The 18,307-nt window shown below is 73.0% G+C and carries 19 protein-coding genes; 9 read left to right on the top strand and 10 right to left on the bottom strand.

The features are described from left to right. Positions 1-141: 141 nt before the first annotated feature. The 7 genes from O7595_RS15050 to O7595_RS15080 form a co-directional block, all read right to left on the bottom strand. Complete coding sequence (locus O7595_RS15050; RefSeq protein WP_269729199.1) at positions 142-366, bottom strand: MerR family transcriptional regulator; 225 nt, start codon at positions 364-366, stop codon at positions 142-144. 18 nt (positions 367-384) lie between these two features. Continuing rightward, positions 385-1,053, bottom strand: coding sequence for a hypothetical protein (locus O7595_RS15055; protein WP_269729200.1), 669 nt, complete (start codon positions 1,051-1,053; stop codon positions 385-387). A gap of 401 nt (positions 1,054-1,454) precedes the next feature. Next, positions 1,455-2,252 carry a carbon-nitrogen family hydrolase gene (locus O7595_RS15060; protein ID WP_269729201.1) on the bottom strand — a complete coding sequence of 266 codons (798 nt, stop codon included), beginning with the start codon at positions 2,250-2,252 and terminating at the stop codon, positions 1,455-1,457. A 134-nt stretch (positions 2,253-2,386) separates the two neighbouring features. Beyond that, complete coding sequence (locus O7595_RS15065; protein ID WP_269729202.1) at positions 2,387-3,148, bottom strand: SDR family NAD(P)-dependent oxidoreductase; 762 nt, start codon at positions 3,146-3,148, stop codon at positions 2,387-2,389. Positions 3,149-3,157: 9 nt separating this feature from the next. Further along, complete coding sequence (locus O7595_RS15070) at positions 3,158-3,814, bottom strand: TetR family transcriptional regulator (protein WP_269729203.1); 657 nt, start codon at positions 3,812-3,814, stop codon at positions 3,158-3,160. A gap of 252 nt (positions 3,815-4,066) precedes the next feature. After that, positions 4,067-5,017 carry an NAD-dependent epimerase/dehydratase family protein gene (locus O7595_RS15075; protein WP_269729204.1) on the bottom strand — a complete coding sequence of 317 codons (951 nt, stop codon included), beginning with the start codon at positions 5,015-5,017 and terminating at the stop codon, positions 4,067-4,069. Continuing rightward, positions 5,014-5,799 carry a ScbR family autoregulator-binding transcription factor gene (locus tag O7595_RS15080; protein WP_269729205.1) on the bottom strand — a complete coding sequence of 262 codons (786 nt, stop codon included), beginning with the start codon at positions 5,797-5,799 and terminating at the stop codon, positions 5,014-5,016. Before O7595_RS15080 ends, O7595_RS15075 begins: the two co-directional genes overlap by 4 nt. Before the next feature lie 139 nt (positions 5,800-5,938). Between O7595_RS15080 and O7595_RS15085 the strand changes: the two genes are divergently transcribed. Beyond that, complete coding sequence (locus O7595_RS15085) at positions 5,939-6,877, top strand: ScbA/BarX family gamma-butyrolactone biosynthesis protein (RefSeq protein WP_269729206.1); 939 nt, start codon at positions 5,939-5,941, stop codon at positions 6,875-6,877. A gap of 116 nt (positions 6,878-6,993) precedes the next feature. On the opposite strand, the gene O7595_RS15090 is transcribed toward O7595_RS15085, so the two are convergent. After that, positions 6,994-7,911 (bottom strand): LysR family transcriptional regulator, encoded by a 918-nt coding sequence (locus O7595_RS15090; protein ID WP_269729207.1) that lies wholly within the window; start codon positions 7,909-7,911, stop codon positions 6,994-6,996. A 148-nt stretch (positions 7,912-8,059) separates the two neighbouring features. Here O7595_RS15090 and O7595_RS15095 point away from each other — a divergent pair, with 148 nt between their 5' ends. From O7595_RS15095 to O7595_RS15130, 8 genes are all read left to right on the top strand, one after another. After that, entirely contained in the window at positions 8,060-9,109 is a 1,050-nt protein-coding gene (locus O7595_RS15095; protein WP_269729208.1) for a DMT family transporter, read from the top strand. Then, positions 9,106-9,867: a cyclase family protein gene (locus tag O7595_RS15100; RefSeq protein ID WP_269729209.1), complete on the top strand. Its 762-nt coding sequence runs from the start codon at positions 9,106-9,108 to the stop codon at positions 9,865-9,867. The genes O7595_RS15095 and O7595_RS15100 overlap by 4 nt, the downstream gene beginning before the upstream one ends. 345 nt (positions 9,868-10,212) lie before the next feature. Further along, complete coding sequence (locus tag O7595_RS15105; protein ID WP_269729210.1) at positions 10,213-10,737, top strand: HAD domain-containing protein; 525 nt, start codon at positions 10,213-10,215, stop codon at positions 10,735-10,737. Positions 10,738-10,991: 254 nt separating this feature from the next. Then, positions 10,992-11,486 (top strand): hypothetical protein, encoded by a 495-nt coding sequence (locus O7595_RS15110; protein ID WP_269729211.1) that lies wholly within the window; start codon positions 10,992-10,994, stop codon positions 11,484-11,486. A 65-nt stretch (positions 11,487-11,551) separates the two neighbouring features. Continuing rightward, positions 11,552-12,244, top strand: a complete 693-nt coding sequence (locus O7595_RS15115; protein WP_269729212.1) for a class F sortase — start codon at positions 11,552-11,554, stop codon at positions 12,242-12,244. A 107-nt stretch (positions 12,245-12,351) separates the two neighbouring features. Further along, the gene (locus O7595_RS15120; RefSeq protein WP_269729213.1) at positions 12,352-12,906 is read left to right on the top strand and encodes a GNAT family N-acetyltransferase; all 555 of its coding nucleotides are present in this window, start codon (positions 12,352-12,354) and stop codon (positions 12,904-12,906) included. A 278-nt stretch (positions 12,907-13,184) separates the two neighbouring features. Then, positions 13,185-14,948 carry a S9 family peptidase gene (locus O7595_RS15125; RefSeq protein WP_269732493.1) on the top strand — a complete coding sequence of 588 codons (1,764 nt, stop codon included), beginning with the start codon at positions 13,185-13,187 and terminating at the stop codon, positions 14,946-14,948. A gap of 161 nt (positions 14,949-15,109) precedes the next feature. Beyond that, on the top strand, positions 15,110-15,859 hold the full coding sequence (locus O7595_RS15130; protein ID WP_269729214.1) for an SURF1 family protein: 750 nt from the start codon (positions 15,110-15,112) through the stop codon (positions 15,857-15,859). A gap of 237 nt (positions 15,860-16,096) precedes the next feature. Here the strand turns inward: O7595_RS15130 and O7595_RS15135 are convergent, their stop codons facing one another. Further along, on the bottom strand, positions 16,097-17,269 hold the full coding sequence (locus tag O7595_RS15135; protein WP_269729215.1) for a hypothetical protein: 1,173 nt from the start codon (positions 17,267-17,269) through the stop codon (positions 16,097-16,099). 170 nt (positions 17,270-17,439) lie between these two features. Continuing rightward, a complete protein-coding gene (locus O7595_RS15140) occupies positions 17,440-18,198 on the bottom strand; it encodes a SigE family RNA polymerase sigma factor (RefSeq protein WP_269729216.1) in 759 nt (252 codons plus the stop codon). Between the last annotated feature and the right edge of the window lie 109 nt (positions 18,199-18,307).

The following is an 18,307-nucleotide window of genomic DNA, read 5'->3' on the forward strand; positions in this document are numbered from 1 at the left end:
TGGCTGTGCCGACCGCCCGATTGCGGGCATGCGTCGGCACCGCACGGCATCGGCCGGGCGGTCAACGGTGGGTGGGGTGAGGTGGTGCGGTGAGTCGGTGGTGCGCGCGGGAATCCGGGCGGGGCTCGGGGCCGGGCGCGGCTAGGCGCCGCGCGGGCAGGCGGCGGCCGCCCGGCCGCCGCCGTCGTCCCCGGCAGCGAGCGTGGCCAGTTCGTCCAGGTCGTACAGCGCCTGGCGCCTGGTCCCGTAGCGGGTGATCTTTCCTCGGCGGGCCCACTGCCGGATCGTGCCCTCGCGGACGCCGAGGGCGAGTGCCGCGAGCGAGGTGGGGACGCGCTTTCCGCGTGTGGTGCGCGGGTCGTTCATGTCACTCCTCGGCGTCGGTCAGGTCCTGGTGCGGTTGAGAAGAAGCCATTGGCGTGGGGTGAGTACGTGCCCCGCGCCGCAGAGCGGCCCGCGCAGCACCATGTCGTCACCACCTCGGGCGGGCAGGGACACCTCGGCGTCGCACCCCGGTTCCACGCAGCGGCCCAACGGCACGAGTTCCGGCTTGGGAGGCGCCACGACCATCCGCAGGGCGGCTGCCACCCGGGCGACCTCGTCGGCCGCCGTCCCGGCGGCAGGGTGGGCGGCGAGGGTGCCGAGGTGACGGCCGAGGTACGCCGCCAGTTCGGCGACCGTCCGGGCGGGCAGAGCCTCCTCGGAGGCCGCCTCGTCCCGTACGAACCGTGCGCAGGAGGCCAGTTGCACGACCGCGTCGTGCCGCGCGTCGAGTGCCGCGTCACTCACCGGCGGCGCCTCGGGGCGGTGGCCCGTCACACGGGCCGGGCCCCCGTGGCGGGCGGGCAGGACGAACTGCTGCTCGCTCTGCCGGTACAGCTCGGGCAGGGCGGCCAGGTCCGCGGCCAGGGTGCGCCGGCAGGATGCGCAGAGCAGGGACCCGGGCGCGGGACGCCTGCGGTGCAGCCCGCCGGACCGCTCCGCCCGGCGGCAGCGGTTCGACGCGCACCGCTCCGGGGGGACTTGCGAGGGGTTCGGGTCGGCAGTGTCCACTGTCGCCTCACCTTCAGAAGGGAATAAAAAAAGCGCCGCTCGATGGCGACGCGACGGCAGTGCGTAGGCTCCTGGAAGAGGGCAGACTGCCTCGCGAAAGAGTGTTACACAGCTCTCGCGACGGCGCAAGGGATTGCTCCGGGAAGGTCTTCGGACCTTGGGGAGCCCCGACTTGACGGCTCGTTGGCATCCTGCGACGCGTCTGCGCCCGGCCCATCTGCGTCCGGCTGCCGGAACGGGCCGGCAGCGAGGCCAGTGGAGACGGCGAGGGGCCGGGGTGCCGGACCGTGGGGAGCCGGAACGCGGACGGCGGGTGCCGACGCGCCCCGCACTCGCGGGGCGCGTCGGCACCCGCCGCCGGGGAGTTCACCGGGGTGCGGCGGCAGCCGTCGCCGGGCAAGTCACCTGAGGGCGGGCACACCGAGTACCCGATCACGCAGAACGGGGAACTCCGCACGCACCTTGGCGACGAGGGCGGGGTCGAGGTCCACGACGAGCGTCTCCTCGTCGGGCCCGGCCTCGGCGAGCACCTCGCCCCAGGGATCGACCACGACGCTGTGGCCGGCCTGTTCCACTCCGGCGTGCGTACCGGCCGTGCAGCAGGCCAGGACATAGGCCTGCGACTCGACGGCCCGTGCCCGGGTGAGCAGGGACCAGTGGGCCCGGCGGGCGGCCGGCCAGCCCGCCGGGAGGAGGAACATCTCGGCGCCGGCGTCCACCAGCAGCCGGAACTGCTCGGGGAAGCGCAGGTCGTAGCAGGTGGCGAGACCCGCCGTAGGCCCGCCGTCGGCGGGCACGACGGTGACGGTCTCCTCGCCCCGGCCCAGCAGGGCGGCCTCGCCGCGGTCGAACCCGAAGCGGTGGATCTTCCGGTAACTCCGGTGCAGGGCACCGTCGGGCGCGAAGACCAGGGAGGTGTTGTACAGGGTGCCTTCCGCGCCGCGCTCCACGATCGACCCGGCGTGCAGCCAGACCCGCGCCTGGGCCGCGGCCTCGCTCATGACGGCCGCCGTGGCACCGTCCACCGGTTCCGCATGTTCCCGGAAGGCGTCGAAGGAGAACGCGCCGACGGTCCAGAGTTCCGGCAGCACCACCAGGTCGGCGCGGTGCTGTTCACGGACCAGACGGGCGGCGCGGGCACGCCGCTCGGAAACGGTCTCCTCCGGTCGTACGGCGATCTGCAGTAGTGCGGCGCGCACAGCGTCTCCGTTCAGGGGTGGTGTCGGTTCCGCTCCGGGCGGACGAGCGGGGCGGGCAGTACGGATGGGGCGGGCAGTACGGATCAACGGCCAGGACGGGTGAGGCACATGGGCGCACGGCCCCGGACAGCAGGTCAGCGCAGGTGGGAAGCGCCGTTGACGTCGACGACGGTGCCGCTGCACCACTCCGCATCCGCACTGCTCAGCCAGGCGACGGTCGCCGCCACGTCCTGCGGCAGGGCGATCCTGCCGAGCGGGCTCTGCCGTCGCACCTCGTCCGCCACGGGACCGACGAGCATGGGTTCCGTGAGGTCGGTGCGGACGAATCCCGGCGCGACCGCGGTCACGGCGACACCGAGCGGGCCCAGTGACACCGCGAGGGACTGGGTGAGCGAGTGCAGAGCGGCCTTCGTCGCCCCGTAGGCGGGGGCATCCGGTTCACCGCGGTAGGCGCCGCGCGAGCCGACGTTGACGATGCGCGCGCCCTGCGGACCCTGGACGCGGTGCCGCAGGTGGTCGACGAACTGCCAGATCAGATCCGCGGGACCGAGCAGGTTGACGTCGACCAGGCGCCGCCAGTCCGCCTGCCACTCCTCGAACGAGGTGGTGGCCACGGGCTGTTCGGTGTAGGCACCCGCGTTGTTGACGAGCACGTCCACCGCGCCCAGCAGGCCGACCGCAGACCGGACGACCTCGTGTGCGGCCCCGGGTGCACCGAGATCACCGGCGATCAGAGCGTGACCGGTGCCGGGCAGGGCGTCCACCACCGTCTTCGCGGCGGCGGAGTCGGCCCGGCAGTGCACCGCCACGCGGTGCCCGTCGGCGGCGAGCCGGTTGGCGATCGCGGCCCCGATACCCCGGGAACCGCCGGTGACGAGCGCGCAGCGTCGAGTCATGGTGAGCCTCTACCTTCTCGGAGGTTCGTGTACATGTGCGCGGAGCCGGGTCCGGTCCGGCGGGCATTCCGTCCGCAGCACGAAGTGCCAGAGGCACTCCAGTTGGGCACGGACCTCCGCGCCGGTGCACCCCTCCCGCAGGGCCGCCTCGGCGCCCGCCGTGAGATAGACCGCCAGCAGTTCGAGCCGATCGGACCCGGCGTCGGACGGTACGCGGGCACGGGCGAGCAGTTCCCGCAGGGCGTCCCGCCACACGGCGTGCCAGGGGGAGGCGACCGCATGCTCCCGGGAGAGTCTGGCCGCCGCGCGTACGGTGACCTCCTCGTCGAGCAGCCGGGCCACCGCGAGGGTGAACTCGGCTACCGGCGGCAGCCCTCCGTCCGGCCGGACGGGCTCCCCCGGCAGGCTGCGGCAGTCCGGCAGGGGAGGACGGTCCGGTGCCAACCGCGCCAAGGTCTCGCGGGTGAGGCCCTCGGCCTGCCGGCAGACCCCGCCGACCAGGTCGGCCTTGGTCGGGAAGTGGAAGGTGAGCGCTCCCATCGTCACCCCACAGGCCCGGTGCACGGCCGACAGCGAAGTCCCGGCGTAGCCCTGACGATCGAACTCGACCGCCGCCGCGTCGATCAGCGCCTGCCGGGTACGTTCGGCTCTCACCTGCTTCACCATGGGTCCACCCTCGGCATCCGTCACGGGATCTGAATCCCACGGGACCGGGCTGGGATGCGCGCCCCGGCGCCGAGGGCAGCGGGCCCGTCGCCGCGTCCCCGCCCGCCCCGCGGTTCGGGGCGGAGGCCGGGAGACCCGGGGACCCCCTTGTCCGGCGAACCTACCGCCGGTTGTGGCGGGGGATGCCTCTCACGCCCGGTTTCGCGAACACTTGGCCAAGTCGGGGGCATCCGTCCCGACTCGGTCCCGTTCTCACGCGGCCGCGAGGTGCTCCCGGTACCAGGAGGCCGCCCCGGCCAGTCGCGCCAGCGGCCCCGGCCCCGGCGGACAGTCCGTGAGCTCCCAGATCTCCTCGCTCTCGTACCAGTGATCGCTCGCCAGCAGGGCGAACTGCCGCTCGCTGATACGGCCGGGCGTCTCGCGCAGCCTCGCCAGGCACTGATCCCAGGGCAGGTCACCGGTGACCGCGGGCAGTACGGCGAGTTCCGCGAGCCGCATCATCAGGTCGGAGTTGCGCACCGGCACCGGATGGCTGGCGTGGTGCACCCCGGAGGGGACCGGGCCCGGGGCCGTGGCCAGGGCGTCGATGAGCCGCGCCAAGTCGTCGACGTCCACCGCGGAGATCCGTCCGCGCCCGCCGTCCCAGCGGAACGGCACCCGCCGGAGCAGTTCGCCGAGCGCGGGCACGACCCAGCGGTCACCCGCGCCGAGGATCAGCCCCGGCCGCAGGACGACGCCCCCGGCGTCGAGCACGATGCGCTCGGCGGCCAGCCGGGTCCTGCTGGCGGCCGACACGGGCTCGGGCGTCACCCCGTCCACGGGGACACTGCGGTGCGGCCCGGGGCCGTAGACCGCCGTCGTGGACAGGTGGACGAGGCGCGGCACCCCGGCGCGCCGAGCCTCCTCGACGACGGCCCGGGTGCCGCCGACGTTCGTCCGCTCGCACTCCTCGGCGTCCCCGTCGACCCGGCAGGCAAGATGGACCACGACGTCCATGCCGCGTGCCACGCCGTCCAGCGACGCGGGATCGGTCAGGTCCACGCACACCCACCCCGCTCCCGCCGGCGCGTCGGCCGGTACGCGGCGGGCGACCGCACGCACCTCGACGGGCCGCCCGTCCGCGCGCTCACGCAGCAGCCGGGAGAGGACCGCTCCGCCGACGAAGCCCGTCGAGCCGGTCAGCAGCACCCGCAGGGGCCTCATGAGGAACCGCCCTTCGCCGCCGTCTTCTTCCTCGCGGGCTTCCCGGCCGCCGCCTGCACCGCGTCCGCTTCCGGCTCCTGCTCCGGCTGGTGCTCCGCGTCCCGTTCCGCCCCCTGCCCCTGCCTCGGCCCTTGCTCCTTCTCCGGGACCTTCTCCTTGTCCGCCGGCACCGCCCCCGCCCCGGGGAACTCCAGCGCGGCGATGACCTCCGCGGGCGCGAGGGCCGGCAGCAGGCATCGCAGCATGTTCTCTATGCGTGCGGGCAGGTCGGCCCGGTCGGACGCGAGGCGGGACATGATCTGCGAACCGGTGTACGCGGCCACGATCACCTGTGGGTAGGCATCCTCGTCCACGTCCGGGTGGAGCTGGCCGAGTTCGCGTGCCTCGGCGAGATGGGCGCGGAACTGCTCGGCCCACCAGTCGTAGATCGAGTAGTCGAGCAGGTTCACCTCGCTCTGCTCGACGGCGAGCCGCACACCGGCCCTGAACAGGACGTTGGACCGCATTTCCACGGCCAGGTACTGGCAGACGTCGACCAACTGCTGCAACCCCTTGTGGTCGACGGGCCAATGGAGTTCGGCGGCCTGTTCCACGATGACGGCCCGCGCCAGGTCCTCCTTCGACCGGAAGTGGAAGTACATGGCCCCGGTCGTGGTGCCGGCCTTCTGCAGGATCGCGTTCAGCCCCGCCCCGTGGTAGCCGGACTGGTCGAACACCTCGGCTGCTGCCCGAATGAGCGCGAGACGGGTCCGTTCCGCGCGCTCCTGCCGTTGCCGTGCCATCGGCGGACTCCCTAACCCGTAGACAAACAAAAAGAACGACCTCTATTTTATTCATGTCGGCGCCGCCCTGTCACTGCGGACGCCTTCGCTTCACCTGCGCGTGCCCATTGAGAGAGCCACCGCACCAGGGGGACCCACCATGTCCATCAGCCTTGCCCAGCACACTCTCGGAAGCCGTTTCGTGGCGGTTGAGACCGCTTTCACCCACAAGACGAACCCGGACGAAGTGCTGCTTCGCGACTGGCGCAGAACCGCGCCCGACGCCTACACCGCCACCGCGGTCTGGCCGACCGCGCACCCGTTCTACGCGGACCGCCTCGGCCTGCACGATCCGCTGCTGCTGAGCGAAACCGTCCGCCAGACGCTGCCGCTGCTGTCCCACGGCGCCTACGGGGTGTCGTTCGGCCACCAGTTGCTGTGGAAGGACTTCGGCTGGGAACTCGACCCGGCCGCCGCCCGCGCCGACGGCACTCCGGCCGCACTCCAACTGCACCTGAACTGCAACGATGTGACGTACCGACGAGGCCGCGCCGCGGCGATATCCCTGAGTGTCCACGTGGAGCGGGACGGCCGTCCGCTGGCCACCGCGCGCACGCGCTTCACCATTCAGGACCGCACCGTCTACAACCGGCTGCGCGGAAGCTACGCCGACGGCGCGGCGGCCACCGCACGCGCCGTACCGCTGCCGCCGCCGGCCGGACTCTCGGCGTTCGGCCGCGACCGCTTCGAGGACGTGGTCCTCGCCGCGACGGACCGGCCCGGCCGCTGGCAGTTGCGGGTCGACACGACCCACCCCGTCCTCTTCGACCACGTCGTCGACCATGTCCCGGGCATGCTGCTCCTGGAGGCCGCCCGCCAGGCCGCCCTGGCCACGGCGCACCCGCAGCCGGTGTTCGTCACCGGCATGGACTCCGACTTCGTGAAGTACGCCGAGATGGACGCCCCCTGCTGGCTGGAAGCCGAGCCGACGGCGGAGCCCGGCCGGGTCCGGGTCGGCGCGCACCAGCACGACCGGGAGATCTTCTCGGCCGTGGTCACGCTGGCCGCACCGCCCGCCCCCTTCTCCCGCACCGCCTGACGTGCGCGCCCGCCGCCCGCACCGCCGGGGCACGGCCCGTGCGCGGGACTCGGTCCGCCGCGGCGGCGGCGGACGGGTCGGGCGGCAGACCGGTCGGGCCCGGCGCTCGGGTCGGGCTACCCCACGGACAGGCCGGTCCCCGCGGACGGGTCGGCGGCGGCCCGCAGCGCGTCCAACAGCCCCCGCAGCGCGGGCTGTTCGAGTGCGGTCTCCCGCACAACGGCCGAGATGACCCGGAGCGGCTCGGGGTTGCGGACCGGGCGCACGACGACACCCGGATGCCGGTTGCGGAGTCCCAGCCTCGGCATCAGACCGACTCCGAGCCCGGCCGCGACGAACCCCTGAGCGGTGGCGTAGTCCTCGCTCCGGATCACGAAGTCCGGGCTGAAGCCCGCTGCCGCGCAGGAGTCGATCACCGGCTCCAGGCACGGCCCGGGCGGCTCACTGCCGACCCACTGTTCACCGGAGAGCTCGTGCAGGTCGACGACCTCCCTGGCGGCAAGCACGTGACCGAGCGGCAGGACGGCGTCGTACGGATCGTCGAGGAGGTGGACGACCCGGAAGCCGGGGCCGACACGGTCCCGCGCCTGCACGACGACGGCCAGGTCGGTCCGGCCCGGCGCCACATCGTGGAACGGCTCGTCCACGTCGTTGAGTTCGAGGTCGATACGGACGCCGGGATGCTCCGCCCGGACCCCGGCCAGGGCGGGCGCCACCAGCGTGGAACCGGCCGTGGCGAAGTAGCGGACCGCCAGACGGCCGGTCCGCCCGGCCCGGAGATCGGCGAGCGCCGTCTCGGCCTGGGAGACCGCCGCACCGATCAGGGCCGCGTGCTCGGTCAGCAGCAGCCCCGCGGCCGTGGGGCGCACCCCCCGGCCGACCCGTTCGAGCAGGGGGGTGCCGGCCTGCTTCTCCAGGGCCGCCACCTGCTGGCTGACGGCCGAGGGCGTGTAACCGAGATTGGCTGCGGCGGCGGTGACCGTGCCACTCGTGACCACCGCACGCAGGACTTGCAGTCGCCTCACGTCGAGCATGTAGCACAACTTAACAGAATGAGTAGAACCATTCGCTTGTCCGTAAGGCTCGACTGAGGCACCTTCGAGGAGCGGGCACCGCCCCGCACCACCCCGTGACAGCCGACCCCGTCCCGCAACGACGGACGAACCCGGTGGAGGAAGCATCGTGAACAGCAGCGCACAGAGTCTCTGGGGCGGCTTGCGGGTTGCCGTGCTCGCCCTGCTCTGGGGTTCCACGTTCCTCTGGATCGAACTGGCACTGAGGGGGCTCTCACCGCTCCAGGTCACATTCGTCCGGTGCGGGCTGGGAGCCCTCGTCCTCGTGGTCGCCTGCTACACGACGGGGCACCGGTTGCCCCGGGGCGCTGCCGTGTGGCGGCACATAGCGGTCGCGGCGTTCTTCTGCAACGCCCTCCCCTTCGCGCTGTTCAGCCTCGGTCAGCAGACCGTCGACTCCGGTCTCGCGGGCGTCCTCAACGCGACGACACCACTCTGGTCGATCGCCCTCGGTCTGGCCCTCGGCTCGGAGCGGGGAATCCACCGGGTGCGGCTGACCGGTCTGCTGCTCGGCTTCGCGGGCACGATCGTCATCTTCGCCCCCTGGCAGACCACCGGCGACGCCGGCTGGGGCGCCCTCGCCATCCTCGGCGCGGCCGCCAGTTACGCCGTCGCGTTCACCTATATGGGCCGCACGCTGGTCCGCAAGGGGACCCCGACCATCTCGCTCTCCGCGGCCCAACTCCTCGCCGCGACCGGGCTTACCGCCGTCGCGATGCCCGTCGGCGGGCTGGAGCGGATCGACCCCAGCCTCACGGTGGTGACGGCCGCCGTCGCCCTCAGCGTCCTCTGCACCGCGATCACCTTCCATCTCACCTACCGGATCATCAACGACGAGGGGGCCACCAACGCCGCCGTGGTCGGCTATCTGCTGCCCGTCGTCTCCGTGCTGCTCGGCGCCGTCGTCCTCGGAGAGGACCTCGGTATGCGGGTGGTGCTGGGTATGGCCGTCGTCCTGCTGGGAGTCGGGATGACACGGCGGCCGGCCGCGGCGAACGCCGGGAAGCCGGCACGCGGGGAAGCGGACTCCGGGGAACCCGCCGCCGGCGAACCCGGTCCCGCGGGCGGCGCGGCGGTCTCCGGGGTCCCGGCGGGTGCCGCCGCCACCCCGGCGGCCCCTGTCGCGGCGGCCACCACCCCGCCGGAGCAAGCCCGATGAGCGCCCGAGCGCCGGAGCACCGGCTGTGGTCGGCACACCGCGACCTGATCGAAACGGCGGTCCGCACCGACCTCACTCACCCCTTCCGGTCCGGGCAGCCGCACTTCCCGGGGTTCGGGGACGAGCGGCGCGAGACGGTGTTCAGCCTGGAAGGAGGCGACGGCTTCACCGTGCACCGCTACACACTGGTCGGCCAGTGGGGCACTCATGTCGACCCGCCGTCGCACTTCGTGGCCGGGGCCCGCACGTTGGACCGGATCCCGGTCGAGGAGATGATCCTGCCCCTGGTGGTGCTCGACGTGGCCGACCGCGTCCGCACCGACCCCGACACCACGCCCACCCTCGACGACGTGCGCTCCTGGGAGCGCAGGAACGGCCGCGTGCCGGCCGGGTCGTTCGTCGCCCTGCGCACGGGGTGGAGCCGGCGCTGGCCGGACCCCGTCGCCATGACCAACCGGGACGAGGACGGCGTCAGCCACACGCCGGGCTGGTCGGCAGAGGTCCTGCGGTACCTGTTCGAAGAGGTGGACGCCACCGCCATCGGACACGAGCAGTCGGACACCGACCCGGGCATCGCCGGCTCCGCGGGCGACTGCGCCCTGGAGGCGTACGTCCTGGGGCGTGACCGCTGGCAGATCGAGCTGATGACCAACCTGGACCGGCTCCCGGAGGCGGGCGCCCTGATCGTCGCCACCTGGCCCCGGCCACTGGGCGGTTCGGGCTTCCCCGCACGGGCGTTCGCCCTCCATCACCCCTGACCGCTGTCCCTCGCCACCGCTCCTGACACTGTCCGGCATCGCGTCGGGGGTCGGCAGAACCGCTGTTCCCACGGCTCGACGGCCGATTCTCCGGGGGCAGGCGACCGGTGCAGTACTGGTGGGGCCAGGTCGCAGTCCGGCGCTCCGCGTACTTCGCGGTGACCGGTTCGCCAGGCTCGTCCAACCCAGGATGTCGGCGAAGATCACAAAGCAGATCTCCATCCGGGAGAAGGACTCCCACCGCGTAACACGCAAGGGCATCGGCTGGCCCGGCAACGGCCACGCACATCGGCGGGCGGGCAGGGACGTCCGCACACCGTCGGCACGGCCGGGTACATTGCCGGGATGCCCACTGCGCGGGACCGCCGTCCTCTCTTGTTCCTCGATGTCGACGGGCCCCTCCTGCCGTTCGGTGCCGCACCCGGTGCGCACGAGGCCGGTGGTCAGGAACAGCGGCCGGTGGCGGCGGCCGGTTTGAATCCGCTGCTGGGCAGGCTCGATCCGGCGCTCGGACCCAGGCTGGCGGCCCTTCCCTGCGAACTGGTGTGGGCCACGACGTGGATGGACGACGCCGACGAGTGCGTCGGGTCGCTGCTCGGGCTGCCCCGCCTCGACGTCGTGGACTGGCCGGGAACGCCGGAGCAGGAGAAACAGGATCGGCGGGCGGGGCTCCACTGGAAGACCCGGACGCTGCTCGACCGGGCCGGCGGACGCCCGTTCGTCGGGGTCGACGACGAGATCGGCGAGGCGGACAGGGCCTGGGTGGCCGCTCACCACGGGAACAGGGCTCTGCTCCATCGTGTCGATCCCCGTCGTGGCCTCCGGAACGACGACCTGGACGTCATCGAGGACTGGCTGCGCGGACACTGAGCGGCCGACACGCCGGGCGGCGACTGCGACGCGCGTGTCGCCACCCGTTCGCCGAGCCGTTTCGATATTCCGTCCTTGAGCCTATTGCGGGCGCCGCGACCTGTGGGAATGGCACGACATGAGGACGACGCGGAATCGTCGGGCCATTTCGCTGCAGTCGTTTGATCACAAGAACTGATTGCCTTTCCCCCTGAAGCGCGGCGTCCTCGTCGGGGCAACGAGTCCTGGCCCGCGCCACTCGGAGGGTGGTGAAAATGCGTACCGCACGTCTTCTCGCCGGAAGTGCCCTGGCCCTGGCCGCACTCGGCATCCCGGCTCCCGCGGCAGTCGCCGAAGGGTCCGAGGTCACGGTCAGTCCCGAGGTGGGTTATCCCGGCTCGACCATCACCGTCAGTACGTCCGGGGTCTGCGACCCGGCAGCGACCTACGCCAAGGGACAGGCGGAGATCGGAGGTCAGATCAATCTGACCGAGAGCGGCAACGAAGGGGAACTGGAAGGCACGTTCACCGTTCCCGACAACGCGAAGGAAGGCACGTACGACATCACGGTCAAGTGCCCTCCCGGGGTCCGGGTCGAGTCCGAGTTCGAGGTCGCCGGGCGCCCGGACGGTGCGGTGAGCGGTGGATTCGGCGGTGGCGGCGGGATGAACAGCACGGAGCTGGCCATCGGAGCCGCGCTCGTTCTCACCGCGACGGCGGGCGGCGTCCTGACGCTGCGGCGTCGTCACGGCAACGGTTCGGCGGCCTGAGCGGCCCCCGGCACCGGCCGAAGGGACCCGCCACCTCCGTCACCGAGACCGGAGCCCGGACCGCTATGGGACGCAAGCACCCCTCCCCCTTCACGTCGATCAGGGTCTTCGGCGTCATGCTGCTGGTCGGCATCGGCTTGCTGATTCACGGTCTGCGCGGCGAGACGGCTCCCCAGCCGTCCGCCGCCCAGGCCTTCACCGCACCGGTGCCGGGCCCGGCGGTCTCCCACGGGCCGGCCGTCCCGCCCCTTCTGGCCGTCCCGCCCGCCGCCAGGGCGGCCAAGGCGCCGCCCGGTGCCCGGCCTCGTTCCGTACCGGTGCGGCTGCGCATCCCCGCCATCCGTGTGGACACCCCGTTGATGAACCTCGCCCTGGACGAGAACGGCGCGCTGGAGGTGCCGCCGGTCGACAAGGCGCAGATCGCGGGCTGGTACTCCAGAGGGCCGGCACCGGGCGAGGTCGGAGCGGCCATCGTGGCCGGGCATGTCGACACCCCCACCGGCCGCGCCGTCTTCTACCGGCTGGGCGCGCTCACCAAGGGCAGCGCCATCCAGGTCACCCGGCTCGACGGGCGCACGGCGCACTTCTCCGTGGACGCCGTCGAGGTGTACTCGAAGCACTCCTTCCCCAGCAAGAAGGTGTACGCCGGCACCACCGTCCCCCAGTTGCGGGTGATCACGTGCGGCGGGGGCTACACCAAGAAGACGGGCTACCTCGGCAATCTCGTCGTCTACGCGACGCTCAAGCGCATGGCCTAGCCCTCCCACGCTCGACAGCCCGGCTGCCGTGGCCGTGGCCGAGGCCGCATGATGGAGTCCTCACGCCGCAGGACCGCACCGGAGGGGCCGCCGTGATCGTCGTGCCGATGACAGCCGCGCACGCGGAGGAGGTCCTCGCCGTCTACCGGCTCGGCATCGACGAGGGCGACGCGACCTTCGAGACCCGCGCTCCGTCCTGGGCCGAGTTCGACGCGGCGAAACTGACGGAGCATCGGTTCGTCGCCCTGGGGGATTCCGCGCCTGGGCCGGCCGCACCCCCGACACACCCGCGGTCCAGGGGCGCCGCGGACACCACGCAACTCACCGCCGACCGTGTCGGCCACGTGCTCGGCTGGGTCGCGGCGTCGACCGTCTCCGACCGCTGCGCCTACGCGGGAGTCGTCGAGCACTCGGTGTACGTCCACCCCGCCGCCCGCGGCCGGGGGGTGGCCCGTGCCCTGCTGCAGCGGCTCGTCGCCTCGACCGAGGCGGCCGGCGTCTGGACGATCCAGTCCGGCGTCTTCCCCGAGAACGGGGCCAGCCTCGCCCTCCACCGGAGCCTGGGCTTCCGGGTCATCGGCACCCGCGAACGGATCGGCCGCCACCACGGCGTGTGGCGGGACGTGGTCCTTCTGGAACGCCGCAGTCCCGTCATCCCCTGATGGACGCGTCCGCAGCCGGTCGGGGGCGCGGGGCCCGCGGCGCAGCCCCTTCGCCCCCAGCGGGCGGTCGGCCTCACGCCGACCGGAAGGGGTTGGTGAGTACATGTCGCGGAGGTTGTCCACAGGCTGAGGGCGGGGCGAACGGATTGTGGGTGCGGCGGCGCAGAATGGTGGGCATGACTGAGATCACCGAATCCACGGCGTCCGCGGCACCCGCCGTCGTTCCCGCGGCTCCCGCCGGGGAGCGCACGGCGGTGTCAGCGGGCGGGCCCGCGGACATGCCGGCCTGGGAGCAGCGGTTCCGCGCGCCCCGGGTCTCGCTGCCCGATTGGGCGGAGGACGCCCCGGACCGCGCCCTCTTCGTCTCGAACGCGACGGGGACGTACGAGCTGTACGCCTGGGACCGCGCCACCGGCGGACAGCGCCAGGCGACGGACCGGCCGAACGGGACGACGGACGGGATACTCACCCCCGACGGAGCGTGGATCTGGTGGTTCTCGGACACGGACGGTGACGAATTCGGCGTCTGGATGCGGCAGCCCTTCGGCGGCGGGCCGGACGAACTCGCCACGCCGGGCCTCGCGCCCTCGTACAGCGCCGGCGTCGCCCTCGGCCGGGACGGCACGGCCGTGGTGGGCCGGTCCACGGACGAGGACGGGACGACGATCCACGTCGTGCGGCCCGGCGGTGCACCGGTGGAGATCTACCGGCACCGGGAGTCGGCGGGCGTCGGCGACCTGTCGTACGACGGGACGCTGCTCGCGCTGGAGCACACCGAGCACGGCGACGCGATGCACTCGGCGCTGCGGGTCGTCCGGCTGGACGGGACGACGGTGTGCGAGCTGGACGACACCGAGGGCGGCTCGGAGGAGCTGGGGCTGGAGGTGCTCGGTTTCGCCCCGGTCCAGGGGGACACCCGGTTGTTGGTCGGCCACCAGCGGCGGGGGCGCTGGGAGCCCATGCTGTGGGACGTGGCGACGGGCGAGCAGACCGACCTCGCGATCGACCTGCCGGGCGACGTGAGCGCCGAGTGGTATCCGGACGGCTCCGCACTGCTCGTCGCGCACAGCTTCGAGGCGCGCAGCGATCTGTGGCGGTTCGACCCGGCCACGCGCGAGCTGACCCGGGTGGAGACCCCGGCGGGGACGGTCTCGGGCGCGACGGCCAGGCCGGACGGGACGGTGGAGTACGTGTGGTCGTCCGCCGCGCAGCCCCCGAAGGTCCGCTCCACCGCGGGCCGGGAGGTACTGGACCCGCCGGGTCTGAAGGCGCCCGGTTCGGTCGGTGTGGAGGACGTGTGGGTGGAGGGCCCCGGCGGCCGGATCCACGCGCTGGTGCAGCGACCCGAGGGCGAGGGGCCGTTCCCCACCGTCTTCGACATACACGGCGGCCCGACCTGGCACGACAGCGACGCCTTCGCGGCCGCGCCGGCGGCCTGGGTGGACCACGGTTATGCGGTGATCCGGGTCAACTACCGGGGCTCGACCGGCTACGGGCGGGCGTGGACGGACGCCCTGAAGCACCGCGTCGGTCTGATCGAGCTGGAGGACATCGCGGCGGTCCGAGAATGGGCCGTGGCCTCCGGCGTGGCCGACCCGGCGAAGCTGGTGCTGTCGGGGGGCTCGTGGGGCGGCTATCTCACCCTGCTCGGACTCGGCACACAGCCCGGCTCCTGGGCCCTGGGCCTGGCGGCGGTGCCCGTCGCGGACTACGTCACGGCGTACCACGACGAGATGGAAGCCCTGAAGGCGATGGACCGCACACTGCTCGGCGGCACTCCGGAGGAGGTCCCCGAGCGCTACGAGGCCTCGTCCCCGCTGACGTACGTGGACGCGGTCACGGCTCCGGTGTACATCTCGGCCGGGGTCAACGACCCGCGCTGCCCGATCCGCCAGGTGGAGAACTACGTGGACCGCCTCGCGGCCCGCGGCGCGGTCCACGAGGTGTACCGGTACGACGCGGGTCACGGCTCGCTGGTGGTGGAGGAGCGGATCAAGCAGGTGCGGCTGGAGTTGGCCTTCGCGGAGCGGCACCTGCGGTAGCGGTGCCGGCTCCACGGCCGCCACGGGTCCCGCCCACCACGGGCCACGGCCGCAACGAGTGACGGAGGCTGTCCGTTCGGGCAGCCTCCGGGCACCGGCGGGCGGGGCGCCAAACGGGACCCGGGAGAGGGGGAAAGCGGGGCGTTCCGTACCGTGGAGGCGTGTACCGGTTCCTGCTGACGCCCCGCTGGTGGGGGATCAATGTCTTCGTCGCACTGGCGATCCCTTTCTGCATCTTCATGGGGACCTGGCAGCTCGGCCGGTTCGAGGACCGCGTCGACACCCACCGGGCCGCCGAGCAGCGCCCGGAGCCGGGCGAACGCGCCGCGGCACCGCTCGCGGAGCTGCTGCCGGTGGACAAGAACACCTCGGGGCGGCTCGCCACGGCCGCCGGCAGGTACGGCGAGCAGTTCCTCGTGCCGGGCCGGGAACTGGACGGTCGGCGCGGCTCGTACGTTCTGACGCTGCTCCACACCGACGGCGGCAGGGCGCTGCCGGTGGTGCGGGGCTGGCTGCCCACCGGGGCGACGCCACCGCCCGCTCCCGCCGGTGAGGTGACGGTCACGGGGGCGCTGCAGGCCTCGGAGACACAGGGCAGCGAAGGGGTGCGCACTGCGGGCGGCCTGCCGAGCGGCCAGCTCGGCATGATCAGCGCCGCCTCGCTGGTGAACCTCGTCCCGGACGATGTGTACGACGCGTGGATCACGCTCACCACGGCGCCGGACGGGATGCGTCCGGTGCCTGCGGCCGCGCCGCAGGGCAGCGGTCTCGACCTCAAGGCGTTCCAGAACCTGGGCTACACGCTGGAGTGGTTCGCCTTCGCCGGCTTCGTGCTGTTCATGTGGTTCCGCTTCGTCCGCCGCGAGGCGGAGGCGGCCAAGGACCAGGCGCTCGGTATCGACCCGGTGTGATGCGGCTCCACAGCACGGCGTCATCCGGCCTCCGCGGGTGGACGTGACGGCGCCGGCAGCGTCCCGGCCCACCCGGCGGCACGGCCGGTGAGCCGCCGGGTACCACCACGTCCCGAAGGGCTGAAGGGCCGGCCCGGCACGCGCCGGTGGACGGGGCACCATGCACGCCGGTGGCCCGTCAGCGCATCCACACCGCTGGACCGTCACCGCGCACGCCGGGCCGAGAACGGCGTGCGGTCAGGACGGGTTGAGCAGGCCCGTGCGGTAGATCGTGCCGGCGCAAGCGTTGGGGACCGCGGCCTCCGCGTTCGGGCCGCCCGCCTCGGGGGTGTGGACCACCGAGATGCTGCCGTCCGCGACGGTCCCGTCGTCGAGTTGGGGCTCGGTGTTCGTCGCCGTGCCCGCGCCGTCGGTCGTGCCCGAAGCGCCGTCCGTGGGTGTGGGGTCGGGAGATGCGCCCGTCGTCGGACAGGTCTCCGAGGGGACGAAGGCGAACTTCACCTCGTACGACGCCTCGGGCTTGAGCACCACGGCGCCGATCTCCTGGGACGGGTCGGGCAGTCCGCTCGCCGCGTCCCCGGTGGTGTGCGTGACCACACTGATCTTCGTGGCGTCCGCGGCACCCGCCGTACGGAAGCTGACCGCACCCGCAGCCCCGATCGAGCACTCGCTCGGGGAGACATTGGAAATGCGGAACGTGCCGTACACCTTGCCGTCGGCCTCGGCGGCACCGGCCTGCGCCGCGCTCACACCGAGCTGGCCGGCTTCACATGCGGGTGTGGAGGCGACGGCGCTGTCGGTCGGGGTGGTCCCCGTGCCGCCCGGGATGCCCGCGGTCGCGGCGGCACCCAGGGTCGGCGACTGCTGCGTGGCGCTCGGTGCTCCGGGGACGCTCGGCTGTCGTCCGGCGGGGTCGCCGTTCGCCGCCTGCCCGCCGTCGAGGCGGTCCTGCTCGCCGGTGCCGCCCTGGGCCTGCTCGCCGTGCCCGGCGTTCACCGGCTGGTCGTCGAGGCCGCCCGAGTTCGCCACATGGACGAAGGCGGGGACTGCGGTGCCGAGAAGGATCACGGACGCGGCCAGGCCGACCAGGGCCTGGCGCTTGCGTGCGCGCCGCGCCGGCACGGCCCGGCGCAGATGCTCCAGGGCGCCGTCGGCGGGTTCGAGGGTGCCGACTGCGTCGTGGAGCAGTCGCCGCAGGTCCGGTTCGTCCCGGTCCGCCGGGTCCTCGTGGCCGGCACCGGCCGGCGTCGTTCCGTCCTGGCCCGGTCCGCCTCCCAGCAGGTCACGGAGCAGGCGGTCCCGGCCCGGCAGGCCGCCGGCGGGAGCGTCCGCGCCGGCGGGCAGGTCACCCCGGGGTGTGTCACCCCCGAGCCCCTGGTCGTCCGTTCCGTTCCGCGGCCCGTCGTTCACAGTCTCTTTCCCAGTCCGGTCGTTCAACGGCCCGTCCGGCCCGTAAAGCTCAGTCGTGTGCTTGCCGTCCGGTGCTTCACCACCGGACGGGCCCTGCGCGGCGCCCTTCCCCGGAAGGTCATCCCGAGGGGCGTCCTCGCGGCCGTGCTCGTGCCCGCGTTCGTGCCCGGTCATGCCGTGGCCTCCATGGCGACGCGCAAGGCCGCGATGCCCCGTGAGCCGTATGCCTTCACCGAGCCCAGCGATACGCCGAGCGTCTCGGCGACCTGGGCCTCCGTCATGTCGGCGAAGTAGCGGAGCACCAGCACCTCGCGCTGCCGCCGCTGGAGGCCCTTCATGGCCTTGATGAGCGCGTCCCGCTCCAGCTGGTCGTACGCGCCCTCCTCCGCGCTCGCCATGTCGGGCATCGGTTTGGAGAGCAGCTTCAGCCCGAGGATCCGCCGGCGCAGCGCGGACCGTGACAGATTGACGACCGTCTGCCGCAGATAGGCGAGGGTCTTCTCCGGGTCGCGGACGCGGCGGCGCGCCGAGTGGACGCGGATGAACGCCTCCTGGACGACGTCCTCGCAGGACGCGGTGTCGTCCAGCAACAGGGCCGCGAGACCGAGCAGCGACCGGTAGTGGGCGCGGTAGGTCTCGGTGAGATGGTCGACCGTGGTGCCCGCGGCCACCGCCTCCTCAGCGCTCTCGCGCTGGGACGGTATGGGGGCAGAGTGCGCAGCCGGCATGGGAGCGATCACCGGCATCCCGCCGCCGGAGCCCCTGCCCGGGACGGGCGAAGGGCGGGGCACCCGGAGCGGGAGCACCGTGATGCCGCGCGCCGGAGCCCGACCGGCGCCCCGGACCGGAGGCGGGCCCAGGGGCCGGGCCGGGGCGAACGCCCTGCCGCGGACCGGGGCCACCGCGGCGATGTCGAGTACTTCTGCCACGCCTGTTGGACATGCCGACCCCCCTCAGGGTTGTACGCGCACACCATCGCTTGTGACGACGCACCGTATGCCCTCATGCGCTCCCGATCTTCCCCAATGCCCCATTTGT

It is taken from the genome of Streptomyces sp. WMMC940 (genome assembly GCF_027460265.1).
Lineage (GTDB): Bacteria > Actinomycetota > Actinomycetes > Streptomycetales > Streptomycetaceae > Streptomyces.